This is a genomic window from Natronococcus sp., assembly GCF_047921035.1.
Classification (GTDB): Archaea; Halobacteriota; Halobacteria; order Halobacteriales; family Natrialbaceae; genus Natronococcus.
The window spans coordinates 1-518 of record NZ_JBLRWX010000272.1 but is presented as its reverse complement, the minus strand read 5'-3'; the positions used below and the strand labels follow the sequence as shown (position 1 = coordinate 518).

Sequence of the window (518 nt, the reverse complement as noted above, 5' to 3'; positions counted from 1 at the left end):
GGGACCGCCATCGAACCCAGCGGCCCAAGTGACACCCTCGGCGATGGGACGCTGTAGCCACTGAACAACGAGTCGCTGTACAGCCCCGAGAACAGACCATCGACGCGATCGGTGATTTCAGCTTCAAACCCACTCGTATAGGGCTGGCTGAACCAGCCGTTGAACGAATCGGCCCACCGGTTGCGCTCGAGCGCCTCGATTCGGTACGTCGCGCCGCGTTCAAGCAGATGGAACTCCGCACCGGCCAGGAGGGCGATCTGAATCGCGGTTCGGGCCTCGCGGTTGATCCAGTCGTTCATATGGAACGCGGTCGCGTCGTCGAGAGCCGCCAGGATGAGTCGCGAATCCCGCCCCCCCGACAACAACACGCCGTACTCGTGGTCGTCTCGTACCCACTCGTCGATCACCGTCTGGAAGCGAGCGGCGAACTCCTCGACGAACCACTCGAAGGACTCCGCACGCGGCTGGTAGTGGGGACGCCAGTACTGGTCGGTCCGGATCGAACGCTCGTCGAGCAC

1 pseudogene is annotated in these 518 nt (G+C 63.5%); it reads right to left on the bottom strand.

Annotated features, from left to right (window positions below):
• A pseudogene (locus ACNA7R_RS20660) lies at positions 1-518 on the bottom strand (asparagine synthase); the annotation flags it as partial.